At 58.2% G+C, this 6,487-nt stretch carries 1 protein-coding gene and 4 rRNA genes; all 5 read left to right on the forward strand.

Annotation, left to right across the window (positions count from 1 at the left end; genetic code table 11):
- Positions 1 to 420: ribosomal RNA gene (locus BCAL_RS11855) — 23S ribosomal RNA — on the forward strand; the annotation flags it as partial.
- A gap of 165 nt (positions 421 to 585) precedes the next feature.
- Positions 586 to 702: ribosomal RNA gene (gene rrf / locus BCAL_RS11860) — 5S ribosomal RNA — on the forward strand.
- 214 nt (positions 703 to 916) lie between these two features.
- Positions 917 to 1,168 carry a hypothetical protein gene (locus BCAL_RS11865; protein ID WP_043167968.1) on the forward strand — a complete coding sequence of 84 codons (252 nt, stop codon included), beginning with the start codon at positions 917 to 919 and terminating at the stop codon, positions 1,166 to 1,168.
- Positions 1,169 to 1,685: 517 nt separating this feature from the next.
- Positions 1,686 to 3,205 (forward strand): 16S ribosomal RNA (locus BCAL_RS11870).
- A 432-nt stretch (positions 3,206 to 3,637) separates the two neighbouring features.
- Positions 3,638 to 6,487: ribosomal RNA gene (locus tag BCAL_RS11875) — 23S ribosomal RNA — on the forward strand; the annotation flags it as partial.

The following is a 6,487-nucleotide window of genomic DNA, read 5'->3' on the forward strand; positions in this document are numbered from 1 at the left end:
GGGATGGTTTGGCACCTCGATGTCGGCTCGTCGCATCTTGGGGCTGGAGCAGGTCCCAAGGGTTCGGCTGTTCGCCGATTAAAGCGGCACGCGAGCTGGGTTCAGAACGTCGTGAGACAGTTTGGTCTCTATCCTCTGCGCTCGTTGGAATCTTGAGGAGACCTGCCCATAGTACGAGAGGACCTGGGTGGACGAACCTCTGGTATGCCGGTTGTCACGCCAGTGGCACGGCCGGTTGGCTACGTTCGGAAGGGATAACCGCTGAAAGCATCTAAGCGGGAAGCCCGCTCCAAGATAAGGATTCCATGAGGCCTTCGGGCCTCGAGACCCCCCATGAAGAACACGTGGTCGATAGGCCGGACGTGGAAGCCCCGCGAGGGGTGGAGCCGACCGGTACTAACGGGGAAAAGGCAATCACACATCCTCCCGTTTGGGAGGGCGTCACGCACTGCGTGAACCACCCGGTACGACACTGAACAGGTCGAACGGGTCACAGAACGTCAACACTTTTCGCGTCCGCCGTCCGGTCCCCGAACCGTCACGGTTCCATCCCCCGCCCTTGTGGTGGGATGCTAATTGAAGATTTGCGGCGACCATAGCCAAGGTGAGACGCCCGGTCCCATTCCGAACCCGGAAGCTAAGGCCTTGCACGGCGATGGTACTGCACCCGAGAGGATGTGGGAGAGTAGCACGTCGCCGCTACCAAACTCAAGTGGGCCCCGGTCGAGCAACAGCTCCCGGGGCCCAACCCATACCCACAACACCAAACCACGAACATCCCCAGCAAGACAACACAATCCCCAGGGATTTCGCATATCCAAAGCACACGCACAATCACCGTCTTTCATAACTTTTCCGTATATTCGACAAGCGGCGCGTGAGGTAGAGTCGTCATAAGCTGCTGATGGGGGTCTCCATGCATTACTTCACGCCGAAACGTTGCGCCACGTCGAACAAGATCATGTATCACGACAAGACTCAGGCCCAGTATGCCGCTGATCAGAGCCTCATCGAGAGAGGTGCCGAACTATGGGTATACCGATGCGAGTTCTGCGGCACCTGGCACCTCACCCATCGCGATCCGAGCACCAGCTATGCCCACACTCCCCTGAACCAGCAGCTCAAGCCACGCAGCCGCAAGAAGGGATACAAGCCGCGCAGACGCTGATGATGCGGTGGTTGGTGTGTAATCTGAATTCGTATGGATCCGTCGACGGGGATGGATCGTGGAGCGCGACACGCTCGTGGAAATTATTTCTGATGCCGGTGATTGCGTTTCCGGCCTCTACACTGGTTGTAGACGTGATTTTGCACCCTTTTGCGACACGCCGGGCGAAGCGTGTGTTTCCAAGGGCTTAGGCGATGGTTGAGGACTTCGGTTTGCGTTGATCTGGCAAGTGGTGTAAGTTATTCATTCGCTGCCGCTGAGCGGTTGGTTTCCTTTCTTCTTCAAGTTCAAGGTTTCCTGCTGGTTCAGTGTGCTTGGTGGTTTGAGAACTCAAGAGTGTGTTTGTACTACTTCTTTATAGTCAATGATTGCCAGTCCGCTGCAGGCCTGCCTGTTTTGGGTGGGTTCCCTTGGTTGGGTTGAATTGCGGCGGGGTTTTGTGTGAATGTCCTTCCTTAAGGATGTTCTCGTCTTTTTTGTTTTGAGAGTCATCTGTCGATGCTCTTTCGCATGTTTTTTTGTGGAGGGTTCGATTCTGGCTCAGGATGAACGCTGGCGGCGTGCTTAACACATGCAAGTCGAACGGGATCCCGGGTTTCGGCCTGGGTGAGAGTGGCGAACGGGTGAGTAATGCGTGACCGACCTGCCCTGTACACCGGAATAGCTCCTGGAAACGGGTGGTAATGCCGGATGCTCCGACATGCTGCATGGCGTGTTGGGAAAGATTTATCGGTATGGGATGGGGTCGCGTCCTATCAGGTAGTCGGCGGGGTAACGGCCCACCGAGCCTATGACGGGTAGCCGGCCTGAGAGGGCGACCGGCCACATTGGGACTGAGATACGGCCCAGACTCCTACGGGAGGCAGCAGTGGGGAATATTGCACAATGGGCGCAAGCCTGATGCAGCGACGCCGCGTGCGGGATGACGGCCTTCGGGTTGTAAACCGCTTTTGATTGGGAGCAAGCGAGAGTGAGTGTACCTTTCGAATAAGCACCGGCTAACTACGTGCCAGCAGCCGCGGTAATACGTAGGGTGCAAGCGTTATCCGGAATTATTGGGCGTAAAGAGCTCGTAGGCGGTTCGTCGCGTCTGGTGTGAAAGTCCATCGCTTAACGGTGGATCTGCGCCGGGTACGGGCGGGCTGGAGTGCGGTAGGGGAGACTGGAATTCCCGGTGTAACGGTGGAATGTGTAGATATCGGGAAGAACACCAATGGCGAAGGCAGGTCTCTGGGCCGTTACTGACGCTGAGGAGCGAAAGCGTGGGGAGCGAACAGGATTAGATACCCTGGTAGTCCACGCCGTAAACGGTGGATGCTGGATGTGGGGCCCTTTCCACGGGTCCCGTGTCGGAGCTAACGCGTTAAGCATCCCGCCTGGGGAGTACGGCCGCAAGGCTAAAACTCAAAGAAATTGACGGGGGCCCGCACAAGCGGCGGAGCATGCGGATTAATTCGATGCAACGCGAAGAACCTTACCTGGGCTTGACATGTTCCCGGCGACGGCAGAGATGTCGTTTCCCTTCGGGGCGGGTTCACAGGTGGTGCATGGTCGTCGTCAGCTCGTGTCGTGAGATGTTGGGTTAAGTCCCGCAACGAGCGCAACCCTCGCCCCGTGTTGCCAGCATGCAGTGATGGGAACTCACGGGGGACCGCCGGGGTTAACTCGGAGGAAGGTGGGGATGACGTCAGATCATCATGCCCCTTACGTCCAGGGCTTCACGCATGCTACAATGGCCGGTACAACGGGATGCGACAAGGTGACTTGGAGCGGATCCCTGAAAACCGGTCTCAGTTCGGATTGGAGTCTGCAACCCGACTCCATGAAGGCGGAGTCGCTAGTAATCGCGAATCAGCAACGTCGCGGTGAATGCGTTCCCGGGCCTTGTACACACCGCCCGTCAAGTCATGAAAGTGGGTAGCACCCGAAGCCGGTGGCCTAACCGCAAGGATGGAGCCGTCTAAGGTGAGACTCGTGATTGGGACTAAGTCGTAACAAGGTAGCCGTACCGGAAGGTGCGGCTGGATCACCTCCTTTCTACGGAGATTTCAGGCTCGTGTTTGCGAGTCGTTGTGGGCCCGGCGGCCGGATGTTCCGGTTGGTCCGGGTTGCTGGTGTGGAAGAGATCGTTGGCTTGTGGTCGTGGCCGTCGTTGGTCGTGGCCGGTGGTACGGGCATGCTTTGGGTTCCCGGATCGCCACTTCCCGTGGTTGTTCGCGGGGGCGGGTCCGTCGTCGCGCGGCGTGGTCGTCCGGTCGTTTGGCCGGGTGGTCGGGTCGTGTGTGCGGTGGTGGTTTGAGAACTGGATAGTGGACGCGAGCAAGTGACAACTTTTGTTGTTTCTTGCTGTTGATTTCGAAGAGCACTTTTTTGTGTTCGTCGATCGTTTTGTGATCATTCTAGTTGTATTGATGTGTCGTCTGGGAGTTCGCTATGGCAGTGCGTGGCGGCCGGCATCCTTGTTGGGTGTGGGTTGCTTGCAAGGGCGTGAGGGTGGATGCCTTGGCAGACAGGACCGATGAAGGACGTTTGAGGCAGCGATATTCCTCGGGGAGCCGCCAACAGGGCTTCGATCCGAGGGTCTCCGAATGTGGGAACACGGCCGTCGTTATGGGCGGTCACCGGCTTCGGCCGGGGGGTACGCAGGGAAGTGAAACATCTCAGTACCTGCAGGAAAGGATATTCCGTGAGTAGTGGCGAGCGAAAGCGGATCAGGCCAAACCGCGTGCGTGTGATACCGTCGGGGGTTGCGTGCGTGGTGTTGTGGGAGCGTGTGTCCCGGTGCCGACGTGCCGGGCGGGAGTGATAAAACCATGTGTGAGGCGAACCGGGTTGGATACCGGGCCGTAGAGGGTGATGGCCCCGTAGCCGTATGCGCATGGTCTCCTGATCGCGTGTCCCAAGTAGCACGGGCCCCGTGGAATCCCGTGCGAATCCGTGCAGACCGTTGCATAAGCCTAAATATTCCTGTCTGACCGATAGTGTACGAGTACCGTGAGGGAAAGGTGAAAAGTACCCCGGGAGGGGAGTGAAATAGTCTCTGAAACCGTGCGCCTACGATCCGTCGGAGCCTTCTTGTGGGGTGACGGCGTGCCTATCGAAAAATGAGTCTGCGAGTCAGTGGCATGTGGCGAGCGTAAGCCGTGTGGTGTACGCGTAGCGAAAGCGAGTCTTAAAAGGCGTTGTAGTCGCGTGTCCTGGACCCGAAGCGGGATGATCTAGCCCTGAGCAGGTTGAAGCGCGGGTAGGACCGTGTGGAGGACCGAACCCACCTGGGTTGAAAACCGGGGGGATGACTTGGGGTTAGGGGTGAAAGGCCAATCAAATTCCGTGATAGCTGGTTCTCTCCGAAATGCATTTAGGTGCAGCGTCGGTTGATTGCTTCCGGGGGGTAGAGCTACTGGATGCTTGCGGGCCCGTACAGGGTACCAACAGCAACCAAACTCCGAATACCCGTGAAGTGTATTCCGGCAGTGAGTCGGCGGGGGATAAGCTCCGTCGTCGAGAGGGAGACAGCCCAGATCGTCGTCTAAGGTCCCGAAGCGTGTGCTAAGTGGGAAAGGATGTGGAGTCGCATAGACAGCCAGGAGGTTGGCTCAGAAGCAGCCACCCTTGAAAGAGTGCGTAACAGCTCACTGGTCTAGTGGTTCCGCGCCGACAATGTAGCGGGGCTCAAGCACACCACCGAAGACGCGGCAGCAGTTTTTCTGCTGGGTAGGAGAGCGTCCCACACCGGGTCGAAGCGGCCGCGTAAGCGTGTCGTGGACTGTGTGGGAGTGAGAATGCAGACATGAGTAGCGAGAGCGGGGTGAGGATCCCCGCCGCTGGATGACCAAGGGTTCCAGGGCCACGTTCATCGTCCCTGGGTGAGTCGGGTCCTAAGGCGAGGCCGACAGGCGTAGTCGAATGGATGAACGGGTCGATATTCCCGTACCGGCTTGCAGCCGCCCGATCCGAGGCAGCGAGTACTAACCTCCGTCGTCGTGTGATGTTCCTTCGGGGTTCGGATCGTGGCGGTGTTGGGAGCGTAGTTGTAGTAGGGTAGCGCGAGGAGTGACACGGACGGGTAGCCGGCCGCGGAGGTGGTTTTCCGTGGTCAAGCACGCAGGCCGTTCCCCAGGCAAATCCGGGGGGCGTCAGGGCCGAGGTGTGATGATGGGCGCCGTTGGGCGCGAATCCGGTGATCCCGACCGTCGAGAAAAGCTTCGGCGCGAGGCTGTTTGCCGCCCGTACCCCAAACCGACACTGGTGGTCTGGTAGAGTATACCGAAGCGATCGAGCGAATCCTGGTCAAGGAACTCGGCAAATTGCTCCCGTTCCTTCGGTTTAAGGGAGACCCCCGGTGGTGAGGCGCCTCGCGCGCGGAGCTGTTGGGGGTGGCACAGAAGAGGGGGTAGCGACTGTTTACCAAAAACACAGGTGCATGCGAAGACGTAAGTCGCTGTATATGCACTGACGCCTGCCCGGTGCCGGAAGGTTAAGAGGATCCGTCAGCTCACGCGAAGCGGTGAATTCAAGCCCCGGTAAACGGCGGTGGTAACTATAACCATCCTAAGGTAGCGAAATTCCTTGTCGGGTAAGTTCCGACCTGCACGAATGGCGTAACGACTTCCCCACTGTCTCGACCAGGAGCTCGGCGAAATTGCAGTACGAGTAAAGATGCTCGTTAAGCGCAGAAGGACGAAAAGACCCCGGGACCTTTACTATACCTTGGTATTGGCATTCGGTGTGGATTGTGTAGCATAGGCGGGAGGCTTCGAAGCATTGGCGCCAGCCAGTGTGGAGCCGCAAGGTGAAATACCGCTCTGTTCGCATTGGATGTCTAACCACGAGCAGTGATCCTGCTCTGGGACAGTGCCTGGCGGGTAGTTTAACTGGGGCGGTTGCCTCCCAAAGAGTAACGGAGGCGCTCAAAGGTTCCCTCAGCCCGGTTGGCAATCGGGTGGCGAGTGTAAGTGCACAAGGGAGCTTGACTGCGAGAGCGACGGCTCGAGCAGGGACGAAAGTCGGAACTAGTGATCCGGTGCCGGTGTACGGACGCGGCATCGCTCAACGGATAAAAGGTACCCCGGGATAACAGGCTGATCATTCCCAAGAGTCCATATCGACGGATGGTTTGGCACCTCGATGTCGGCTCGTCGCATCCTGGGGCTGGAGCAGGTCCCAAGGGTTCGGCTGTTCGCCGATTAAAGCGGCACGCGAGCTGGGTTCAGAACGTCGTGAGACAGTTTGGTCTCTATCCTCTGCGCTCGTTGGAATCTTGAGGACGACCTGCCCATAGTACGAGAGGACCTGGGTGGACGAACCTCTGGTATGCCG

It is taken from the genome of Bifidobacterium callitrichos DSM 23973 (genome assembly GCF_000741175.1).
Lineage (GTDB): Bacteria > Actinomycetota > Actinomycetes > Actinomycetales > Bifidobacteriaceae > Bifidobacterium > Bifidobacterium callitrichos.